The organism is Pseudomonas sp. BP01, assembly GCF_022760795.1.
GTDB classification, from domain to species: domain Bacteria; phylum Pseudomonadota; class Gammaproteobacteria; order Pseudomonadales; family Pseudomonadaceae; genus Aquipseudomonas; species Aquipseudomonas putida_Q.
In genome coordinates this window covers 56,289-76,185 of record NZ_JAFBKA010000007.1, presented here as the reverse complement: position 1 = coordinate 76,185, position 19,897 = coordinate 56,289, and the positions used below count along the sequence as shown (strand labels likewise).

Annotated in this window: 16 protein-coding genes; 7 read left to right on the top strand and 9 right to left on the bottom strand. The window is 56.8% G+C overall.

Annotated elements, in window-relative coordinates; translation table 11 throughout:
• Positions 1 to 2: 2 nt before the first annotated feature.
• The 3 genes from pstA to JOY50_RS08515 are packed head-to-tail and all read right to left on the bottom strand — an operon-like array spanning position 3 to position 2,652.
• Positions 3 to 872: a phosphate ABC transporter permease PstA gene (gene pstA / locus JOY50_RS08525; protein WP_243055081.1), complete on the bottom strand. Its 870-nt coding sequence runs from the start codon at positions 870 to 872 to the stop codon at positions 3 to 5.
• Positions 869 to 1,762, bottom strand: a complete 894-nt coding sequence (gene pstC, locus JOY50_RS08520) for a phosphate ABC transporter permease subunit PstC (protein ID WP_243055080.1) — start codon at positions 1,760 to 1,762, stop codon at positions 869 to 871. The genes pstA and pstC overlap by 4 nt, the downstream gene beginning before the upstream one ends.
• A 29-nt stretch (positions 1,763 to 1,791) precedes the next feature.
• Positions 1,792 to 2,652 carry a phosphate ABC transporter substrate-binding protein gene (locus JOY50_RS08515; protein ID WP_243055079.1) on the bottom strand — a complete coding sequence of 287 codons (861 nt, stop codon included), beginning with the start codon at positions 2,650 to 2,652 and terminating at the stop codon, positions 1,792 to 1,794.
• Positions 2,653 to 2,832: 180 nt separating this feature from the next.
• On the opposite strand from JOY50_RS08515, the gene JOY50_RS08510 reads away from it, so the two are divergent.
• The 7 genes from JOY50_RS08510 (at position 2,833) to JOY50_RS08480 (ending at position 10,686) form a co-directional block, all read left to right on the top strand.
• Entirely contained in the window at positions 2,833 to 3,681 is an 849-nt protein-coding gene (locus tag JOY50_RS08510; protein ID WP_243055078.1) for a ferritin-like fold-containing protein, read from the top strand.
• Positions 3,682 to 3,724: 43 nt separating this feature from the next.
• Positions 3,725 to 4,654, top strand: coding sequence for a permease (locus JOY50_RS08505; protein WP_243055077.1), 930 nt, complete (start codon positions 3,725 to 3,727; stop codon positions 4,652 to 4,654).
• 24 nt (positions 4,655 to 4,678) lie between these two features.
• Positions 4,679 to 5,110, top strand: coding sequence for a hypothetical protein (locus tag JOY50_RS08500; RefSeq protein WP_243055076.1), 432 nt, complete (start codon positions 4,679 to 4,681; stop codon positions 5,108 to 5,110).
• Positions 5,107 to 6,315 (top strand): SDR family oxidoreductase, encoded by a 1,209-nt coding sequence (locus tag JOY50_RS08495; protein WP_243055075.1) that lies wholly within the window; start codon positions 5,107 to 5,109, stop codon positions 6,313 to 6,315. Before JOY50_RS08500 ends, JOY50_RS08495 begins: the two co-directional genes overlap by 4 nt.
• Positions 6,302 to 7,366, top strand: a complete 1,065-nt coding sequence (locus JOY50_RS08490; protein WP_243055074.1) for a hypothetical protein — start codon at positions 6,302 to 6,304, stop codon at positions 7,364 to 7,366. Before JOY50_RS08495 ends, JOY50_RS08490 begins: the two co-directional genes overlap by 14 nt.
• A 125-nt stretch (positions 7,367 to 7,491) precedes the next feature.
• On the top strand, positions 7,492 to 8,175 hold the full coding sequence (locus JOY50_RS08485; protein WP_243055073.1) for a LuxR C-terminal-related transcriptional regulator: 684 nt from the start codon (positions 7,492 to 7,494) through the stop codon (positions 8,173 to 8,175).
• Positions 8,176 to 9,018: 843 nt separating this feature from the next.
• Positions 9,019 to 10,686 (top strand): TniQ family protein, encoded by a 1,668-nt coding sequence (locus JOY50_RS08480; RefSeq protein WP_243055072.1) that lies wholly within the window; start codon positions 9,019 to 9,021, stop codon positions 10,684 to 10,686.
• On the opposite strand, the gene JOY50_RS08475 is transcribed toward JOY50_RS08480, so the two are convergent.
• From JOY50_RS08475 to JOY50_RS08450, 6 genes are all read right to left on the bottom strand, one after another.
• Positions 10,673 to 12,346, bottom strand: a complete 1,674-nt coding sequence (locus tag JOY50_RS08475; RefSeq protein ID WP_243055071.1) for a TnsD family Tn7-like transposition protein — start codon at positions 12,344 to 12,346, stop codon at positions 10,673 to 10,675. The genes JOY50_RS08480 and JOY50_RS08475 overlap by 14 nt on opposite strands.
• Positions 12,347 to 12,361: 15 nt before the next feature.
• Positions 12,362 to 13,822, bottom strand: a complete 1,461-nt coding sequence (locus tag JOY50_RS08470) for an ATP-binding protein (protein ID WP_243055070.1) — start codon at positions 13,820 to 13,822, stop codon at positions 12,362 to 12,364.
• A complete protein-coding gene (locus JOY50_RS08465; protein WP_243055069.1) occupies positions 13,819 to 15,987 on the bottom strand; it encodes a Mu transposase C-terminal domain-containing protein in 2,169 nt (722 codons plus the stop codon). Before JOY50_RS08465 ends, JOY50_RS08470 begins: the two co-directional genes overlap by 4 nt.
• Positions 15,984 to 16,838: a TnsA endonuclease N-terminal domain-containing protein gene (locus tag JOY50_RS08460; protein WP_243055068.1), complete on the bottom strand. Its 855-nt coding sequence runs from the start codon at positions 16,836 to 16,838 to the stop codon at positions 15,984 to 15,986. Before JOY50_RS08460 ends, JOY50_RS08465 begins: the two co-directional genes overlap by 4 nt.
• Positions 16,839 to 17,119: 281 nt before the next feature.
• Positions 17,120 to 18,955 (bottom strand): glutamine--fructose-6-phosphate transaminase (isomerizing), encoded by a 1,836-nt coding sequence (gene glmS, locus JOY50_RS08455; RefSeq protein WP_243055067.1) that lies wholly within the window; start codon positions 18,953 to 18,955, stop codon positions 17,120 to 17,122.
• A 3-nt stretch (positions 18,956 to 18,958) separates the two neighbouring features.
• Positions 18,959 to 19,735: a DeoR/GlpR family DNA-binding transcription regulator gene (locus JOY50_RS08450; protein ID WP_012274906.1), complete on the bottom strand. Its 777-nt coding sequence runs from the start codon at positions 19,733 to 19,735 to the stop codon at positions 18,959 to 18,961.
• Positions 19,736 to 19,897 lie beyond the last annotated feature (162 nt).

Here is a 19,897-nt window from a genome sequence, read left to right as displayed (position 1 = left end):
GCTCAATATCTCCCTGTAGTTGTGCCGGTCATACGCTGCTGCATCCACCGAGTCAGGGTATGCACCGCGAAACTGAGCAGAGCCAGGAGCAACAGAAGCGCGAGGGCCGATCCATAGGCGTTCGGCGTACCGCCGGGCACATTGGTGGCCAAATCGTAGATATGCACCGAAACGCTGCGTCCAGAGTCGAGCAGCGATCCGGGCATACGGTCCGAATAGCCACTGGTGAACAGTAACACCGCCGTTTCCGCCAGGGCCCTAGTCAGCGCCAGCACGATCCCAGCACAGATACCCGGGAGCGCCACTGGCACCATCACCCGCAAGAGCACGGCTTGCCGCGACAGTCCCAGCGCGGCACCGCCAGCACGATGGGCCGTGGCCGCCGCCTCTAGGGAAAACGCTAGCGACCGCGCCAGTGTCGGAAGGATCATGCAGGCCAGGGTCAGGCCGCCGGCCAGGATGGAATAGCCCAACCCCAACTGCCGACAGAACAGGCTGAGGCCGAAGAGCCCGAACACCACAGAGGGAACGCCAGCGAGGATATCGAGGCTGCAGCGCACAGAGGTTGCGGGCCAGCCACCGGCTTTGAAACCTTCGGTCAGCATCACCGCCACCCCGAACGACAGCGGCAAGGCTGCCGTCAGGCTGACCAGTACGATGCCCAGCGTCGAGACGAGGATCGGAGCGATCCCGCCACCACGGCCCGCATCGAGCGGGTCGGACAAAACGAACTCCCAGCTAAGTACCTGAAGCCCATTGCCGAACACAGTCAGCAGAGGCCACAGGAGCATTGCAATTGCCCCGAAGGCCAAGCCGTAGAAGGATGCAGTCCAAGCCCGCTCCTTGAGTCGAGCCAAGAACATCCGTCTCATAAGCTCATCTCCCGCTGACGCCTGCCCACCCATTCGCCCGTGGCAACCAGCACGCTGACTAGCAGCAACATTAATACGCCAGCGATGAACAACGAGGCCCGGTGATCACCCATTGCATACGGCATCTCCAGCGCAATGTTGGCTGTTAGCGCACGGACAGGATCAAATAACGAAGTGGGTATTTGCACGATATTGCCGCAGACCATCAGAACCACCATGGTTTCCCCGATGGCTCTGGCAGCACCGAGCACCATGGCGGAAAAAATGCCCTGCCTGGCTGCCGGAACGACAATGCGCAACAGGGTCTGATTGGCGGAAACACCGAGTGCCGCCGCCCCCTGTACATAGGCGAACGGTACCGTCTGGAGGGCTGATTGAGTCAGTACGGTGATAGTCGGAATGATCATCAAAGCCACTACGAGAATACCGGCCACCAAGCTGGCGCCCGGTGGGCTCCACAGGTTGATGATCGGGACGATGGCACTCACGCCCCAAAGGCCATAAACCACTGTTGGTACGGCCGCGCTAAGTTCCACTAAATTGCGCATCAGCCGCGCTAGCCCAAGTGGCGCTTTGAATGTGGTGACCAGAGATATCGCCAGACTCAACGGGGTCGCTACCAGCAGCGCCCCGACCGTCAGGTAGAGGCTCGCTATGACCATCGGCGTCATGTTGAAGCTGGCATCCCTTGGCCACCAGCCTTCGTCGGTGAAGAACCGGGCGAAGCCACCCTTGTTGATCAGCGGCAGCGCTTCGCCCAAGAGAAACGCGACGATCAGGAATACGATCGCGGCCCCGAGCAAAGCCAGCATGACCATTGCTGACCAGAATGCCCAGCCGCGCAGTGCCGCTGTGGGCGGTGAGGTGGAGTCAACGATAGGTAGTGTCATGAAGCGGCCCTAGCCAGCAACGCCGGCCGTTATTTCACCACCGGGATGAAGTACATCCGTGTGACAAAGTCTTCGGCCTGTTTCGATTGTGCGTAGGCTACGAAGTCCCGGACCTGCTCGTTCAAAGGCGCCTTGTAGACCAGGTTCAGGTCACGGCTGATCGCGTATTGCCCCGAGGCCACGGAGGCGGTCGAAGGAATCTGGTCATCCATAGGGATCAAGCGGATGGCGGCGCCTTGGCCAGCTTCGTACTCTGCTGATCCGATGGAGACATAACCCACTGCGTCAGGCGATCCGGCAATGGTCTGAATGCCTTGCTGGTTGTCGCCGATGATGACGTGGGCTCGGATGTCCTTGTAGGGGATGCCGAAGAAGCTGCTGAAGATCTCCAGCGTGGAGCGGCCCTCGGCCTTGCTGACCACGGTGATGGGTGCATCATTGCCCCCCACCTCTTTCCAGTTGCTGATCTGGCCGGTGTAGATCGCAATGACCTGCGCCTTGCTCAGCCCGACCACGGGGTTGCTCTTGTTGACGATCATGCCGATGCCGTCCTTGGCGATCAGTGCATGTTCGAGGTCTTGCTCATCGGCTTTGAGGTCGCGAGACACCATGCCAAGCACGGCGGTACCGCTGCGCACGTCCATGATGCCCCGCGCACTTCCGCCCGCCTGCACCTCGATGCGAACGCCGGGATGCTGCTTCTCGTAGGCCTTGGCCAATTCGCTGATCAGCGGCGCAATGGTGCTGGCACCGACGACACTGACGCGCATCGACTTGGTGTCAGCATTCAGTTCTGCTTCACCATTACAGCCTGACAGGCAGAGCAACGCGCCCAGCGTCAACAGCGCAGGCATACCGACGTGCCGGGCCGCCCAGGTTCTTGTTTTCATCTTGTTCCCTAGCATCTTCCATGAAACGCACCGGATGACCGATGCGTCGTTATCTGACTCATGGTAGGGGGTAGTGCGCCTAATTTTGAATAGAAGCTATGTACTATGGCACCACGCCAGCAGCCTCTCGACAATTGCCGCGGCAAGGGAATGCCCTTGAAGCCTATGGGAGGATAAGAAATGCAACACGCATCTGCCGGTACTCAGCCAATTTCACACGCCCCAATCGACCTGCGCTCCGCCAGCCGCCGCGAAGAACTCGGCGCCGAGCACAACAAGTCCGATGGTTACTTCAACCTGTTGGCCTACATCGCTTCGAATGCGATTGCAGGCGAAATCATGGCGGTGGAGAACTACTCGGAAATGGTGCCGCTGATGCCGGATACCGAGAGCAAGATCGAAACCGTTAAACAGGCCCACGAGGAATCGAAGCACATCCAGATGCTGGCCAGCTTGGGCAAGCGCCATGACTATAACGTCATGCGCGAGATCGTCGAGCCGCAGTGGTTCAACATCCGCCGGCACTTCAGCACCGCCGTCCAAAACAAGGATCTGGCCGCTTGCCTGGTGATTCAGGACCTAATGACCGAAACCATGGCCATCGTGCTGTACCGCACCTTGGTGCGTCAGGGCGACCCGGATACCGCAGCGCTGGCTAACAAGATCCTCGACGATGAGCTGGAACACCTGGAAATCGGCCTAGCCCGAATTCGCGGTCTGATCGCAAAAGATTCGGAAGGCGTCCACGAAAGCCTCAAATGGGCGCACCACCGGGTCATGCCAGAGCTTTTCAGCATGGTGAGCACTAGCTGCCACTTCCTCTGCGACCGCCTGAATATCGATTGCGGTGCCCTCTCGCTTGGCGACCTAAAAACTGACATTGACGAAATCCGCATCGAAGCGCTGGACACCTACGTGGAAACGCTCGACAAGGCCAACTTCGACCCGGTAGTGACTGCGTCCCTGATCGAATCAATGCAGGCCTACGGCGGCACCCCGTCCTTGAATGCCGGGCTGGCCAACGCCTGAAGCGTTGCATCAGCCCGCCCTCATCAGTACCGGCGGAGCACCTATGTCCGATAACACGACCTTAGCGCAGGGTCTTCGCGCCTTCTTCGAGTTTCTGCTCATGGACGGCACCCTGCTCATTGGGCTCTTTCTGCTGGTCACCTGGTCTGTGGTGATGCTGCAACAACGAATGCCCTTTCAAGCGACGCAAGGCAGCTTGCTCGGCTCTTCAGGCTGGCGGTCTGCATTTGCCGCAAGCGTTGGAGGGGTGATCACTCCGTTCTGCTCGTGTTCAACCATTCCTGTTCTGAGCGGCATGCTTAGGGCGGGCGTTAGTTTCGTTCCGAGCTTCGCCTTCCTGGTGGCGTCCCCGGTAGTTAACGAAGGTGTCTTCATCCTGTTGTTCCTGACTGTCGGCTTTATTCCAGGCGCTGTGTTCATCATCGCCGGTCTGGCACTGACTTCGGCCGCCGGCGTGATCGCTGGTCGGCTGGGAATGGCCAAGCACGTCACCATCACCCCAGCCCCGCAGAGCAGCGCAACCTTCCTGGGGCAGAAAGTTGCAGCCTGGCCTGGCTGGAAACCTGCAAGCCGCTTCGCCTGGTTAGCCGCCAAGCAGGAGCTGCGCACCGTCGCACCCTACCTGCTGGTTGGCTTGCTCATCGGCGGTTTGATCTATGGCGCAGTGCCCAAGGACATGCTGATGGGGCTGGTCGACCGCTTGCCGATCGCCTGGCTTTACCTCGCCTGCGCACTGGTCGGGGTGCCGCTTTATATCTCCCCGATCGCAGCTCTGCCCATCGGCTTCGCGCTGATTGAAAAAGGGTTCCCAGTCGGCCCGCTGGTGACATTCCTCGTCGCCGCGATCGGCACGAGCCCGCCAGAAGTAATGCTGCTTTTCAGGCTGTTCAGACTTCCACTGGTGATTGCCCACACCCTGACCGTCGTCCTCTGCGCACTTGCGCTGGGCGTAACCGTGGCTCTCGTGCTGTAACCACCCATTCAAGAGGGACAAGACATGTTAGGTTTCTTCAACAAAGCCTCGGACGCAGATATCGCCCAGGTAAAACGCGCTCTGGGCAACGACGCAGTGGTCATACTCTCTGCCAGTTGCTGCATGCCAGGGACCAATCAGGTCGATGAGCAGATCGAATCGGCGGCGCGGGCGGCCTTGGCCGCGACCAAACTCGACTGGCCGGTGTTGACCGTCACTGTGACGACGGCACAAACCATCCTTCCGAAAATTACTTCCGCGCTGAACCCAGCCGAAGCAGCGTTGGCGCAGCAGGTCTCTGAGCTGTTTATGGCGCACGGACTGAGCGCGTTCCCGATCGTCATCGTTGACCAAAAACTGCTGTCCTACGGCGGTGTACCCGACCAGACCATGATCCAGGATACTCTTCCGACCGTTACGAGCGAGCCCACTGTGGCGAGCGGAGGAGCACGATGAAAACGCCGTTGCCGACCGCACGCCACGGGGGCCGTGTATTTCTCACCGGAGGTACCGGTTTTCTAGGTGCCTTGATGGCTGCCCAGATGCTGACTGACGGATGGGCCGACCACCTGATCCTGCCGTCTCGCCGTGAAGTCGCACCAAGCAGTATTCCCGAAGAGGTCCAGCGCGAACTGCTTGCGCTGGGGAAAAACGCGGATGATTTTGCCGGCCAAGTCTCGACGGTTCACTGGCAAGGCGCCGAAACCGCCACGGTAGAGCTGCTGGAAAATACCCTTCGTGCAGGCAAGGCTGACACCATCGTTCACTGCGCCGGCTGCCTCGACTACTTCGACAACGACGCCCTCCAAGCGATGAACGTCGATTTCACCGAAAGGCTGACTATCGCGGCCAAGCGTGCAGGCGTCAGCCTCTTCATTTTCGTTTCGACGGCCTACTCGGCGGGTTACTCCGGTGCTCCGGTGCCCGAAACGGCCTTAAGCGAACCACCGAAAGACCCGACCAACTACACCCTGACCAAGCGGGCCGCCGAACGGGTCGTCGCTGAATGCGGTATCCCATTCATCGTCATACGGCCTTCGATCGTAATCGGCAGTTCAGTGGACGGACGCTACAGCGGTAAGCGCTACGGCTTGTATCAGCAATGGATGGGCATCGAACGGCTGCTATCGGACCGACACCATGCTGAGTTGCACACAGTCGCCACTAACCAGGCACTCAACCTGCTGCACCAGGACGTGTTCCAAGCCAGTATCGCCAGCATCTTCCGCTGGGTCCCGGAGGGGGAATACGTCAATCTCGTCGTGGACGACCAGACCAGTCCGTCCATGAGGGACCTGTGGCAAGTCTTCTGTGAAGTCACCCGGCCCAATACGGTTATCTTCTATGACAGTCTTCAGGACGTCGATCTCAAAGCCATCAACATTCGCCAGCGCGGCTATCTGACCTTCGCCCAGACCAACCTTGAAATAGGTGCCTACCCTTGGGCATTTGATCGCCATTGGCTGAAGACGTTACGAAATCACGGATTGCATTTCACCGAGACCACCATGGAAACGCTGAAGGTTTGCCAAGACCGGTTCGTTCGATCATCCCAACCCATTCAGCGATATCTGGAACGGTTCGGTGCGGATCTGCCCGCCCACACCGAATACCGCCATTATCAAGACACTCTGGACATCGCCGCCAATGAACATGCTTGATAGCACAGCCATGAGGCTGGAGCCCTGGCAGCGGGAGCTGATGCACATCGCGTCGCTGCTTGGTAGTAACCTCGACCATGATGCGAGTACCACAGACTTGCCACGCACGCTCTGGTGGGGCGGCGCCTATTCCGAGCTGCTCGCCATGTGTGCCGATGGCTTACAAGGCGAACTGCTCATTGCCGACCACGAACCGCGAACACTGCGCAAAGGCGCGGTCTTGCTCCCCAAAGCTCGCGCTGTTCGACTGATGGCGCTCTCGGATCTGTCCCGCGATGCTGGCGTGATTGAGACGCTGCTGCAAGGCGCGGTACTCCGCGACATCGACGGGTATCTGGCCCTGGAAGAAAAGCTGCGTTTCGGTGTCGAGCGCTCTCCGGCCGTCCCGGCCGGATGGGCCAGCCGGATCGTCATGGACTTCGCGCTCAACCGCGTCGGTGCCGAAGCCGAGCAGCAGTTGCTGACCGAAGCATTTCGCGCCCTCAGCCTGAGCGGCTCGGTGATTTGTGCGGTAGTGGTGAGTGACGAACCACTGGATTCGCTGCACTCCGTCCGCTGCGCACCTCCCGGCGCGGCGCTCAGAGTTCCTTCTGAAACGGCGGTTATCAATGCGTTTGAACGGGCTGGCTTCCACGGTATTACTCTCCACTGGTCGGCAACAGCGGCGGAGGCAATCGACAGGATCGGCGAGGCAGAAGTCCGGATTTGCACAATCCAGGCTTACAAGGGTAAGCAAGGGCCTTGCTGGGAATTGGGTCAGGCAGTCATGTACCGGGGCCCCTGGAGTGAAGTCCGCGATGACGATGGCCATGTGTATCGGCGCGGGGAGCGTGTGGCTGTCTGTGCGAAAACCTACGACCTCATGATGCGAGCTCCGTATCAGGGCTCCTTACTCGGACTGCGCAGCGTGAACGAGCCACCCTTGGCCGAGGCGGTGCTGTTTGACTGCAATACACCAGCGCTGAGGGACCCGAAGGTTACTAAAGGACTGTTGGCGTTTGAGGGTGGTCAGGCGACGGCCTGTTGCTCCTCTGTAAGTGGATGTTGCTAGCCAGACCGTTGTGAGTCGCATTTGTCGCGGAGGTATCCGTTTGTCCATATAATCGAGACAAATACGCTTATCAGGAGCCTGCACTCAGGCTTCTGGTGCGCTCATGACGGCATGGAGAGCGGTACATGGAAAAGGTCAAAAACGGCTGGGAAGTGCTTGGTCAAAGCATAGAATCGCCACCCCTGGCTGGCCTTGATGTGGACTGCGTTGCTGTCGGTACCGCCTCGGTGAATGGCCCGGCAGTTCACTTTGAGCAGTTGCTCTTCATGCAAGGCGAAATCCATGAAGAGCCAGAAACCCTGCAGAGCCATTGCGCGTCCCTCGTAGCCCTCTGGGCTGCCGTCCGAGCCCCGTCACTGATTGACCTTGGAAAATGCACCTGCATAGGCCGCCGCCTGTTCCTGCAGGAACCGACATTGGGCAGACGCTTCGCTATCGATGCGACGCCGATCAGCGATAACCTCTTGCTGTTCGCCGTAATCAGTTCCACAAAGCGCTGGAGCGACGTAGAAAGCGTCAAAGCCATAGTGGCTGACCTGGTGCGGCAAGCCAACGAGCTGCACTCGTCCAAGACTCCTGCCTACGTGCCCCCTCCAACCCAGGAAACTGAAGAGCTGGATTGGTACCAGTTCACCGCGCGGGAGCTTGAGATCTTGAAGCTGGTTGCGAGTGGCATAAGCAACAAACAAATTGCCCGAGAGCTGGGGTCGAGCCCTAATACAGTTCGGAATCAGATCCACGCTCTTTTTCGAAAAGCCAAAGTGACAAACCGAACCGAGCTGGCACTTCGTGTGGCTGCGGCGATTTAATAGCTGTAGGCGCTAATAGACACCCCGCCATCCCATTTCCCCAGATTCATGCTTTCTGAACGCCCTGCTTCGCTCAGCTTCAGCACGGATCGGCATGAGCGGGGGCTGGTGCATACCTACCAGCCTTGGAAGCGTCCTCGATCCCTCGCTCAGCTGACTGACTTCAATCTGCGCAAGGGCCTGTCGCCGTGGTCGACCCACGTACTGGGATCACCTTGCTTCTGACATCGGGCCAGCAGCGATGCAGCTAGATGTCCTTCGTGCTAGCGGCTCGATGCAGCCTGCCGCGGCGCATTTTGACTGAGAAGCAAAGATTTCACCTCGACTGAACTACCCCATCACGGCGAGCGCACAGGGCTTAGGAGAGGCCAGGAGAATCCTCAACCCGCTCTGAATCAGCGTAGGAGGATGCGACATAAGGTTGTTTTCGAGGCTGGCACCTGCTTGCACGGGCTTTGGCAGGGTAGGCATAAGATAAAGATTTCTATTAGCTCGTAATCGCCCAGCTAAGGTAAAGGAAACTTTGCCTTAGCCGTCTTGACCTAATCGCTACTCGCAAGCATTAGCTCTGGTTCCTGTCCTACACAAGAGCAATGCACGAACCATGGCAAAGCCGGTTCGGGAAATACACTTTCACCCTGGGGCTCGTATCAATACGTGCTTTGTATGGAATTCAATACCCTGAGCGCGACCGGACACTTCATAATCAACAGCATGGGCTATAGCCAGTCCGCCTTGAAAAAATTCAAAAATCCTAACCCTGGTACAGGACTCGGTGTGTTACAACTATGCTCCTCACCGGATGCACGTCCTTTTCGAGCCCCACTTGTAAGTCGGTAACAGATGTCGGATCTATTATTCTTCCCTATGTCGATGCCAGACGAGATGCTCCATTCTCGTATCACCCGCTATCACTTCCTCTCAGGCAACAGAACTGAGGCGGAGACCTTCCGCGATTTGTTCGACTCCGATCCGTTTGGTGTGGGTATGTTACCTAAGCAGATTGAAATCCTCGCTAGAAGACTGCCGGGGGACGAGCAAAGGAATCTCGAAGAGCTGATCTGCAGCAACACGACGTTCCCTGCATACAAGCCTTTTCTAGGGAGGCACACGGGCACTGAATACCCCTCCAGAGCTCGTATCTACTCGGGGGTGGCGCGCGTTCCTCGCCGGGAAGCCACGATTCATGGCAAGGCGCGGATCTGCCTTAGCTGCGTTCGACAGGACCTCATCGAACTGGGCTACGCCTACTGGCACAGATCGCACCATTTGCCTGGCGTCACGGTCTGTTGGCGTCATGGAGACTCACTGATTCATGACTGCCCAAACTGCAGCCATCCGTTCTATCGAAAACTGAAATTATTGCCGAATTTGACGGAGCCTTGTATCTGCGGTTGGAGTGCTCTATCTCCTGCCCCAGAATCTCAAGGCTCTAAACTTGAGGTGCAATTTGCAGCTTTCGCACATGATATTCTTCAGCGTAATCTTCCTTTGATAAGTGGCGAAGCCTTATCATCATGTTATGTAAGGCAATGCCGCAAGCGTGAATTTAACTGCGGCGATCTCGTGAGCAAGGCTAAATTATTTGAGAGTATTCGAGTAAAGTTTGGTGATGAAATTTTATCGCAAATGGATGGGGCATTTGGAAAAGGCGACTATAATCAATGGATCAGATTCAGTCACCGCGATGGACAAATGGATCTACCCCTCGCGCGGCATTTGATTCTCGCTTTGCACCTCTTTGGTAACGCCGATAAATTCCATGAGTCATTGAACAGTGAGCTGATACTACGTAGTGCTGCTAAGGTAAATGTTCGGGTTAAACCTAAACAACAGCACAGTAATAAAGACCAGCATCGAAAAAAGGTTGCGACACTTCTGGCTCTGCGTCCGGATGCTGACCTTGAGTATCTTTGGAAGAAAGCGTACCAAGCAACGCGCTGGCTCAAGGAGAATGACAACACGTGGCTACAGGCAAAACTCTGTCATGAGGACCCGAAGGCCAAAACTCTGGACAAAGCTAGCGACCCTCGCGATGAGTCGTTTGCTGCCATTATCGCCTCAGGGGCTGAGGACCTGTACCGCATCGGAAATGATCTAAAACGCGTGAACCTAGGCAATCTCTTGAAATTACTCCCGATACGGCTGAGGTCTGCAGCAATGGCTCGGCAGCGAAATTTCCCTCTGGTCGCTCAGGAAGTAGAGCTGCACCGTGAGTCAATTTGGCATTTTCATTTGAGGCGTTTGATCTGGGCTTTGGCTGAAATGATAAAACGAGACCTGCCGTTAAATTGCTCCCGCCTTAATCTGGTTTCGACCTTACCACGTCAAGTTTTTCCAGCTCTTGTTAATTTCTTTGAATGGAACTTAGAACACCTTGATAAAAACGGCATAGATCCGGCGAAATTGCTCAAATCAACCGGCGTTTCTCGCAAATGGGGAGGTCCTCCAGGCTATGAAGCTCCGCTGGGAGGCTATGCATACCGTCCGGTGAAGTCTATAACGGCCTGATACCAGCGGTACGATACAACGCTGAAAGGGTCAGGGCGTGGCCTTCACTCATCAGCTTCGCCTCGGCCCACTGCAAACGTCGAGCATGAAACTCGTAGGAAGACTCACAGGCCTCTGCCAAGGCATCCATACATAGCGGCAGCTTTGATAGCTGTTTCTCAAAGCGAGACAGCACGTGCAGTTCTCGGCCAATCCTGGTTCTAGAAATCCGAACAGGTTTTCCAGCGAGAGCCCGAAGGCTTTTCGCGCATTCGTTGATTTTTTTGGCGAGGCTCTCATCCAGTATCGCGAATTTCTCCGCAACGTCTGCTCGGCCGGTCTGAGTATGGGTATCGGTGTGCTTTGCGATACAACCTGAGAGCCATTCAGGGTCACATCGATACAGCCAGGCATAGCCTTGGCAACCATGTGCATGCAGTAAGCGATACTCAGCCTCGAAGGCCGTCCTGCGTTCATCGCGCATCCTGATAAATCTCGCTTTCCTCCAGGCCTCCGGACCGCCATTGATGGCTCGGATGGACCGGTAAACAGACGCCCGGGATAGGTCCAGTGCAGAAGAAATTTCACTCGCGTCGGCACCTCCGCTAGCGAGTTCCCAAATCGCTGCCGGAAGCTTTTCTAAACCCTCAATGGCTGGTTCGATGGGTAAATTCTGTGGCAAGGGGAAAGCATGGATGGATACACCCGCAACTTCCGGTGTCAGTGGTGGCTGGTCTCTGTCCAGCATGCTGACCAGGTCGACCTTAAGGGCGCCCGCGAGCACGATGTATTTGAGTGGGTGGTGTGTGCCTCTTGGCTTGCGAAGAAGCTTGGTGACCCAGGTCGCAGGAGCATCTGCGGGCGAGTCACCTAGAATCGAGAACTCCCATGACGCCGGTAGCGATGTGAAAAAACTGGCCATATGTCTGGCCAACTCATGCAAATCTAAACGGTGTGAGTCAGAGGCCAAGTTCAATTGAACAGCGGCGTGAAGAAAACAGGAGCGCACCGACGACGCAGGCAGTGCGGGAAGATCTGCACCTAGCAACTGCAGTGAGCTCAGCGCAATCTGATGTAATGCTGGGAGGGTGTCCAAGTTAGCATCTAGCTGAAAGGCATGCTCCTGCACTGCTGTGTCGTCAGGCAAATTGAGTTGCCTTGAACTACGACTGTACCCGCTGGGATCCACCACCTTGAGCATCTGCTCGTGGTGGGGACATACCAGTACCCCCGGGAGTTGGTGAACTCGGTGCCAATAAGCTGCGCCCACTCGACAGATGTCCTCATTGAGGCATACCGGACAGAACCGCACTCTCGAAGCACCCTCAAGCCTACTGGCATTGATTCCAAGTTTAAGCATCAGCCCCTTGCCGTCGCCCGCCATTGAAGCCTGAGCATGCTTCAGCTGGTCCTTGGTGAGAAAGGGCGCGTAATAAGGAAGTACGGTATGACACTTGATGATTTGAGCTACGGATAGATCGGTACTGCGGGGAAGTGCCTCGACTAAGTCAGCCAACCGATGTGGGAACGTCACATTCTGCGTGAATGAGGCTGCTGCCCGATCGCCAGCGAAAGCCGCTTTGCGGCTACTTCCACCGCAGAGCCGGGCGTAGCGAGAGAGGACACTGTGAAGTGTCTCGTCAGGAAAAGCGGTAGGGAAGAAATGGAAATTGAGCTCCATTCCACCACCTTCAGTTCATGATTTGCGGTAGGCCGGCGAAAACTCCAAAAGGTCCGTGGTTATCCAGCCTGCTGACTTCAGCGCTGCGATGGTGTCCGCCTGCTCGCTCAGCACTTTTGCTTCCGATGTCTCCACTGCTGCAGCTGCAGGAGCTGCGGGTTTACTTGCAACAGCGACTTGGGCTGCAGCCTCTGGCCTCGCAAGCGACGTTACACCACGAAGCAACGCGAGACGGTCTGCTCGTGGAAGTGCATCGAACGCCATCATGTCTATCAACTGCTCCTCGATCGGAAGCAGGTCGTCGAATTGCCGCATACGAGCAGGGTCTCGGCTACGTAGAGCCGCTAGCGCTGGCTTGAGTATCTGCATCTTGGCGTTGCTTACCTTGCCGATCATCTCGGCAGTCAGGCATTCGGAGCCACTTTGGATTGCATAGCGCTGGCTCAGTACAAGTAGCTTAACCAGGAAATCAGTTACGCCCTGAGTGTGCTCATACAGCGCGTCTAAAATCTCCGGGGTCAGTTCCGCGGTCTTCTTGCACCACTGATAGCTCCAGAGATTCTCAACAAGAAGCTGCCACTCATCATTTTCCTTCTCGAAGCGCTTGAATTCCACCATCCCGCCGCCGCAGCTACGCCGGGCGACACGCATAACGTCCGAGAACAAACTGATCATCGAGTTCGTCCCGATGAATACCACCGGAATACCGATGTTGTTCACCAGGTGGAGGAAGAAGTTCAACATGCTCTCCTTGCCGCCCGTCTTCGCCAGGTGAAGGTTTTGCAACTCATCAATGAGCAAGGCGCCGATGAAAAACGTGCTGGCGACCTGCTCCATCTGCTGCAGTGCGTCGTTGATATTCCGGTGCCGATGTCGCTTGTGATAATCCTTGTCGCCCAATGCATGGCCGACAGCGTAAAAAAACTGCTGACAGAACCCAGCCAGTGAACCATCCCGCGGGCAATCAAGTTTTAGCCACGTAATCTGGGTGTGGACAAACTGGTTGCCCTCATAGCGCTCATGCCGAATCGTCTGCGGATAAAGGCTCAAGATCGCGTGGAGAGCGGTGGACTTTCCGATGCCACTCAAGCCCACAACACTGAAGGAATCAGCGGTCGACTTAAAGGAGTCGTGATAGCGCTGAGCCCCCGACAAGGAATGCAGATGCCTGACCGTGTCGGGTGAGGTTGGATTGCGTCCTACATATCCGCGGCGGATCAGCAACGAGAACATGGACTCCAGCTCCAAATGCAGCAGGAACGGCTGGACGACCGTCCTCAGGCGCTCTATGCAGTGGATCCGTGTTGCCCCATCAAGATCAAGCTCTTCAGCCACTACTGGCTGAGGAAAATTCGAAATCAGCTCGATCGCCGTCGTTTCCGCAAGAATTGGCGGCAGAGCTTCAATCAGCGGATTTCCCGCATACTCCGTGATGGCCTGCTTGGTGTAGCCGGCAAAAATCTGTGCACCTTTCATTGAGATTGTCCCGGCCGGAGTCTTTTGAGCAGATCGATAACTTGTGCACTGCGCGGCCCCGCATAAGAATCGTGCGTAACGGTCGAAGGATCCGTGGCGGATTGCACGGGTTCTGCACGGACACCAACTGGAACAGTGGCATTCTCGCGCTCCTGCAGCCGTTCTTCAGTGCGATTCTCGCGGATATTGGCCACCGCCTCAGCCTTGCTGCTGGGAGGAGGCTCAAGCTTACGCTCGGCTTTTGCGTTGGTGATGATTTGCTCGACCGTGTCGACCAAATCCACACGACTTTCCAGCTCCGCACGTTTATGAGCGGGTGGCGACTGCCGGTACGCTTCCAGAAGATCGTAAACCTCGTCTGAGCGATAACTCGCGTACTTCGCATCCGAACGTCGAAGGTCACAGCGGACGAATTGTTTGTTCTCATCCTGAATCCAGATATGAGCGGCTGAATTCGGATCAAACCGACACTCAATCGACCAGACACCGTTGCGACGTGATTTGGCGAACCAATTTTCCTGGATCGCCAATTCGCAGACATAGTGCATCCCACGGAACAGCACACCACTCTTTTGTACGGTGGCTCTCTCACGAGGCAGCAGGTGCAAATAAATCAGCTCCTCAGGCCGGTTGTTTGGCTGGATCAGGTCGTTCTCTGATGCCCAATTCCAGATACCCATCGGGGTAGGCTCGACACCATCATTCATCATCGCTTGGGTGAGTCGCTCCGGTTGCCGGTGATAGCGGTTGTAGTGAAGGACACTCTCGATGATTATCTGTGTGAACTCCTTCACGTTTAGAGTGGCATCGAGTCGATAATCGCGATCGCCCCGCTCCTTTTCCCGCGCAGCAACACCACCTGGAAGCCATCTAATGCCGGTCAGATCATTCAGGATGCCAAACCGGCTCTCGACCATAGGTTTCCAATCTGGTCGGTACGGAGGAGCTGTCCCCATCTCGATACCCAAACCAGTCGCTAGGCCTTCAGCCGCCAAAGACAGCATCTCGCCTCGATCGGCATAGATTTGATGCGGCAGATGATGACAGTCCCAATCCTCGGGGGTGATTTCAACGCCATTCTGCGCACAGAAATCGACTTTAGGGGTGAATGCATTGAACAATGCCTGCCGGGCGCCGTTCCAGCTGGGCCCCTCCAGACCGACATACAACCCGACAATCATCCCCGAAAAACTGTCGACCACGATGTACAGTACCGGTCGGCCGATCAGCATCCGTCTGGAGTAGCTATTGACCAGATAGATGTCTGCAATCGTCGCGTCGATCTCAAACTGGTGGCAAGGTCCGCGAAGCCAGTCGCGGACAGTGCCAGAAAGCGGACGGCAATCCTTGAGCCACTTGATCATTCCCTTCCGACCGCGGTCAGTTTCGATTACATCAAAAAACTGCTTCCCCCAATAATCGAACTGCCTAAATGTGGGAATTTCCGACTGGGGGAGCAGGCGGACACGATTCTCCGGGTTCTTGGCGAGTTCTTTAACCGAGTAGAACCTACTAAGCATCTTGTCGTAGGCACTACGGACCGTGGACGTCTTATTTTTTGTGTACAGGGCGTAACCCACCCGAATGCATCGCTTATCGGCAACACTGAGCAATTTGGCCGGGGAGACGAGCACACCTTGGAATTTTGGTTTACGCCCCGGTCGGCTTTCGGGTTTGTAGTTGCGATTCTCAACCCCCACTGCCGAGTAGTTCTTCAGAAGCGCATTTCTCACCTGACCATAGAACCAGTATCGATACAGAAGCCGGTAAATTGTTTTTCGTTGCATGCCCAGTTCAGCCGCTCGATTTCCGACTAGGCGACCCATCTCACCCCGAACAAAGATCTGACCTGGGTAAGCCGGATCCAAAAGTGGCGCTATCACAGCCCATTTATCATCCCGATCCCGTTTGGCGCTCGCTTCTAAATCATCTTCTAATACCAACAGAAATTCGGGAACCGACAAAGTCACAGGTTTTGTATCACCAGACCCCAGCGACAGCTGAAGCTCCTCCAATCCCACAGGATTAGGCCTGCCTGGTGGTTCAATCAGATCTATGACCATCACTACGTCACGCGCTTCATCGATATGGAGGACTCTCACCATGGTGGAGAGCGCGGACAGTTCTGTGACGGGTTCGAGCACGTCATTGACTGAAATAATCATGACAATTTCTCGCTCAGGGCGGCGATTTCGGAGGGGTAAACGAGGTTGAAATCAGGTAACGGCGACTTTAGGTGAAGAGGAGCGCTACTCAGATCAATCTGAATCAACTTTCGCCAGATCAGGTTGAAGAATATGTCACGGGCCTCGCCATAAGGTATGGACAGCCGAGCGGCAATTTTCCTTAAGCATTCTGCCGTTGTCCACGGATACACCTTGCTTTCTTCCATGGCTTCCATGAAATCACAGTGCAAAGAGGAACCCATCAAAGCACGGGGCAGTTGCGCATACCGCCTCAACAGACCTAGATTTTTGATGAGATCAGGCGTGAACAACTCCTCGGTTACGATGCTCCAATCTACCCCCTGACTCATCCAGAAACGTCGCTCGACCTCAAGTTTCTCCAGCGTCCGAACAGCATCCTTCCCTTTTAGATCGTGTTGATATTTGATCGTCCTAGCTACGGTCTTGAAGTCTCCGTTTGGCTGCTTGACGGTCAAAAGGAAGTCGGTAGTCATGACTAACGGAAGGGTGGTCCCTGTGTATTTTGGGTAACGGACACCGATCGCACGTGCAATGGCCTGGGTGCTCTCCACAGGCAGTAACGGATATTGCTCACGGATATCAACAACGTCCTCAGAGAATTCACAGACCAAAAGGTATGCCCGTTCCAGGTCAGACAGGAGATGGTGGATGCGTTCGACTTTGACGCCCAGGATTTTGTGGGAGCGCCCTCTAGACGGAACATCCTGCACTCTCAACCAGGGCATGTAACCGGCTCCGGCTCCGCCCCCAAATCCATTGGCGATGTGCCGTTCTATGTCCTGCTTTGACGCAAACCTACGACCGCGCAACCTTCCCTCCTTAGTCCACCCGGACCGCTTCACCTCACTCTCAAAAAAAGTAATAGGAAAAAATGGCCTGTTGCACGGCCACTCCGAAGGAATTCCTAGACTACTCCCGCTGAAAAGCGAAGCGGCGGATCCGGACCAACGGTTTGGCCCATAAACGGAAAACCCCCGTAGATACGGGGGTTTACGCGTTGTGTCAAACTTTAATAGCTTGTGTCAAACTTTATTGTTTTGTGTCAATCTTTATTGTTCAAAGCCATTTCGAACCGGTCAATCAGCGTTGGTTATTCGACAGTAACCGACTTGGCCAGGTTACGCGGCTGGTCCACGTCGGTGCCCTTCAGCACGGCCACGTAGTACGACAGCAGCTGCAGTGGAATGGTGTACAGGATCGGCGCCAGCGCATCGACGATGTGCGGAACCTTGATCACGTGAGTGCCTTCACCATTGGTCATGCCAGCGTGCTCGTCGGCAATCACTACCAACTCGCCACCACGGGCACGCACTTCCTGCAGGTTGGATTTCAGCTTCTCCAGCAGTTCGTTGTTCGGAGCAACGGTAACCACCGGCATGTCGTTATCCACCAGTGCCAACGGGCCGTGCTTCAGCTCGCCTGCCGGGTAGGCTTCGGCGTGGATGTAGGAGATTTCCTTGAGCTTGAGCGCACCTTCCATCGCCACCGGGTACTGTGCACCACGGCCGAGGAACAGGGTGTGGTGCTTGTCGGCGAACAGCTCGGCGATCTTCTCGACCGTGGCGTCCATGGCCAAGGCTTCGCCCAGGCGGGTCGGCAGGCGACGCAGTTCTTCAACCAGCTCGGCTTCGACACCTGCTTCCAAGGTACCGCGCACCTGGCCGAGGGCCAAGGTCAGCAGCATCAGCGAGACCAACTGGGTGGTGAAGGCTTTGGTCGAGGCCACACCGATTTCCGGGCCGGCCAATGTCAGCAGGGTCAGGTCCGACTCACGCACCAGCGAGCTGATGCCCACGTTGCAGATTGCCAGGCTGCCGAGGAAGCCCAGCTCCTTGGCGTTACGCAGCGCGGCCAGGGTGTCGGCGGTTTCGCCAGACTGCGAGATAGAGACGAACAGGGTATCCGGCTGCACCACAACTTTGCGGTAACGGAATTCGCTGGCGACTTCTACCTGGCACGGGATGCCAGCCAGGCTTTCCAGCCAGTAACGGGCGACCATACCGGCGTGGTAGCTGGTGCCACAGGCAACGATCTGCACGTTGCGCACCTTGGCAAACAGTTCGGCTGCCTGCGGGCCGAAGGCCTGGACCAGTACGTTGTCCTTGCCCAGGCGGCCTTCCAGGGTGCGCTGCACCACGCTTGGCTGCTCGTGGATTTCCTTGAGCATGAAGTGGCGATAGTTACCCTTGTCGGCAGCTTCAGCGCCTTCATGGTACTGCACGGTTTCGCGCTGGACCTTGTGGCCGGCCTGGTCCCAGATGGTGACCTGGTCACGGCGGATTTCGGCAATGTCGCCCTCTTCCAGGTACATGAAGCGATCGGTGACCTGGCGCAGGGCCAACTGGTCGGACGCCAGGAAGTTTTCACCCAGGCCCAAACCGATGACCAGCGGGCTGCCGCTGCGTGCAGCTACCAGGCGGTCAGGCTGCTTGGCGCTGATCAGTGCCAGGCCATAGGCGCCATGCAGGCGCTTCACGGCGGCTTTCAAGGCATCAGCCAGGTCCGGAATGCTCTTCAGGGTGTGGTCGATCAGGTGGACGATAACTTCGGTGTCGGTCTGCGAATTGAAGACGTAGCCCAGGCCCTTGAGCTCTTCACGCAGCTCTTCGTGGTTCTCGATGATGCCGTTGTGCACCACAGCCACTTCATTGCCCGAGAAGTGCGGGTGGGCATTGCCTTCGGTTGGCGCACCGTGGGTGGCCCAACGGGTGTGGGCGATGCCCAGTTGGCCCGCCAGGGGGTCGGCTACGACAGCAGCGTCCAGCTCGCTGACCTTGCCAATGCGGCGGCGGCGCTGCAGTTCACCGCCTTGGGTGAGCACGGCCAGGCCGGCGCTGTCGTACCCGCGGTACTCAAGACGCTTGAGGCCTTCGATCAGGATGGCTGTGATATTGCGCTCGGCGACGGCACCAACGATTCCACACATGTTTTATTGCTCCTGGCTGATCGCGGCGCAGATCAGGTTGATGCCGCGGGCTTGAATTTGTTCGCGTGCCGCTGCGGGCAGGCGTTCATCTGTAATAAGGGTGTGGACGCTGCCCCAAGGCAGCTCCAGGTTGGGGATCTTGCGCCCCACCTTGTCCGACTCGACCATCACGATCACTTCACGGGCGACTTCGGCCATCACGCGGCTCAACCCAAGCAGCTCGTTGAAGGTGGTGGTACCGCGGCCAAGGTCGATACCGTCGGCACCGATGAACAGCTGGTCGAAGTCGTAGGAGCGCAGTACCTGCTCGGCAACCTGCCCCTGGAACGATTCGGAATGGGGGTCCCAGGTGCCACCGGTCATCAGCAGCACTGGCTCGTGTTCCAGGTCGCAAATGGCACGGGCCACGTTCAGCGAATTGGTCATCACCACCAGGCCTGGCTGGCGCCCCAGTTCGGGGATCATGGCGGCGGTGGTGCTGCCGCTGTCGATGATGATGCGCGCGTGTTCGCGGATACGCCCCACGGCGGCCCGCGCAATTGCCTTTTTATAGGAAGACACAGGCTGGGCGGGTTCACCGAGCAGCTCTTGCGGCACCGGCACCGCACCACCGTAGCGGCGTAGCAACAGCCCGTTTGTTTCAAGGGCCGCGAGGTCTTTGCGAATGGTCACTTCCGACGTTTCGAAACGCTTGGCCAAGGCGTCCACACTTACCTCGCCCTGCTCGCTGAGCAAAGCCAGGATATTGTGCCGCCGCTGCGGTGTGTTTCGTTTCGACATGAGCGCTTAAGTTTCGTTTCGAAAGATAATGGTTGCAATCAAAACCTAAGTCGCCCGTTTCGTCAAGCAGTCGCTGCCCTGTGGATAGTTTTGTCAGATTTGGCGCGGTCCCACGGGATTACCGATCGGCCAATAAAAAAGCCGACTTATTCGCATAAGTCG